Below are 1,570 nucleotides of genomic sequence, written 5' to 3'. Positions count from 1 at the left end.
ACACACTCAAAATATAAGAGTGGTAGAAAAAAGGAGTTTATTCATATGAAAGACAACGTTATATTTACTATTACTGAACAGGATTTTAACAGTATTTTTAACGCTTTTTATCCAGAAGTAACAACTGAAGAAAGAGAAAGAATTAAAAGTTTATTTATCAAAGCACATGATATTGAATGGGAAAATGAAATAAAAGAGTTTATAGAGTATGAATTAAACAATTAAAAAACACGGCACTCATTAAGAGTGCCGTATATAAAAAGGGGGAACAACTATGTTATATATGGAAAATTCACTCACAATATGGTTTTATGGAGAAGATATTTTAGGATATACAGATGTTGTAATAATTGAAGATAAAAACCAAATAGAAAATGTAATAAAAAATTATAATTAATATAAACAGCAAAGATTTCTCTTTAGAGATAAAGTGAGTAATTTATGGATAGGTATTGAAAATGTTTTAGGTATTAGTATATATGAAGAAAAATCTTTAGAAGAACTTTTAAAACTTCTAATACGAGATGAAACATTAATACTACCTAATGAAGATTATGATAGATTAATAAAAGTACTAGATAGTAAAAATAGTAAGCAAGTTAATTTTTTTTATAGTAATGAAAAATAATTTAAAACTTAATTGAACGGTAAGCCCTATGCTCCTAAACGGATCATAGGGCTTTTTATTATATAAAGGCATGGAAGAAACGCTAATCGCGTTTCTTTTATTCGTTCGTTATCACTCACTCTTATTTTTCGTGTTCCGATTGATATTTATTTACTTTGCATACTAGCATCTCTTCACTTATATATTGCAAGTCCAAGCACTGCGTGTGCTAAAGCAGACTTGCAATATCGTTTCGAGATGCTCTAGACGTATGCGTAAATAAAATATCATCTACACACTCAAAATAATAAGAGTGGTAGAAAAAAGGAGTAATTAAAATGCACAAATTAAATGTTTTACTTTCAAAAAACGGACAGCAGGAAGCACAAGGTTTAAGCGTTCAAGCAGTATTAAGTGATGCTTTTATTAACGGAGATAATAAACTTACAGATTTAGACCGTAAAAAATTAAAAGCAGTTAAAGAACAATTTGAGAGTATGAATGAAAGCGAAAACTTTTATATCCATAGTCCCGATGATGTATATGCTTTATTTAAAAATGAAAGTTACTTAACGCAACAGGAACATTTTAACGTGTTATACCTAAACACAAAATATAAGGTAATACACAAAGAAACTATATTCAAAGGGTCATTAAATACAAGCGTTGTACATCCTAGAGAAATATTAAATCGTGCATTATTATCATCAAGTTGTGCAATAATATGTGTTCATAATCATCCAAGTGGTGACCCGACACCATCAAATGAAGACATACAGTTTACTAGAAAATTATACGAGGGAGCAAATTTATTAAGTATTGATTTACTCGACCATCTGATAATAGGTGATGATAAATATATTAGCATGAAAGAACAAGATATTTTCTAAGAGGATAGCTATACTATCCTCTTTTATTTAGCTAAGGGCAAGCCCTACGATCCTAAACGGATCATAGGGCTTT

The 1,570-nt window shown here is 29.2% G+C and carries 4 protein-coding genes; all 4 read left to right on the top strand.

The genetic code is table 11. From position 1 onward, the window contains the following. The coding region (locus HMPREF3029_RS02935) for a hypothetical protein (protein WP_210400775.1) at positions 1-225 on the top strand (225 nt) is incomplete at its 5' end. 49 nt (positions 226-274) lie between these two features. Continuing rightward, positions 275-397: a hypothetical protein gene (locus HMPREF3029_RS09670; RefSeq protein WP_256374321.1), complete on the top strand. Its 123-nt coding sequence runs from the start codon at positions 275-277 to the stop codon at positions 395-397. 33 nt (positions 398-430) lie between these two features. Continuing rightward, positions 431-628 carry a hypothetical protein gene (locus HMPREF3029_RS02930; RefSeq protein ID WP_070709646.1) on the top strand — a complete coding sequence of 66 codons (198 nt, stop codon included), beginning with the start codon at positions 431-433 and terminating at the stop codon, positions 626-628. A gap of 317 nt (positions 629-945) precedes the next feature. Next, positions 946-1,497 carry a JAB domain-containing protein gene (locus HMPREF3029_RS02925; protein WP_070709644.1) on the top strand — a complete coding sequence of 184 codons (552 nt, stop codon included), beginning with the start codon at positions 946-948 and terminating at the stop codon, positions 1,495-1,497. Positions 1,498-1,570: the final 73 nt, after the last annotated feature.

The sequence above is a fragment of the Nosocomiicoccus sp. HMSC059G07 genome (assembly GCF_001815515.1).
GTDB lineage: Bacteria > Bacillota > Bacilli > Staphylococcales > Salinicoccaceae > Nosocomiicoccus > Nosocomiicoccus ampullae_A.
The sequence above is the reverse complement of the archived record's forward strand: the minus strand, read 5'-3'. Positions and strand labels throughout refer to the sequence as shown.

Bases quoted from the DNA above. Each gene is read 5' to 3' on its own strand.
- HMPREF3029_RS02925 (WP_070709644.1), top strand. From the start codon at position 946: ATGCACAAATTAAATGTTTTACTTTCAAAAAACGGACAGCAGGAAGCA.
- HMPREF3029_RS09670 (WP_256374321.1), top strand. From the start codon at position 275: ATGTTATATATGGAAAATTCACTCACAATATGGTTTTATGGAGAAGAT.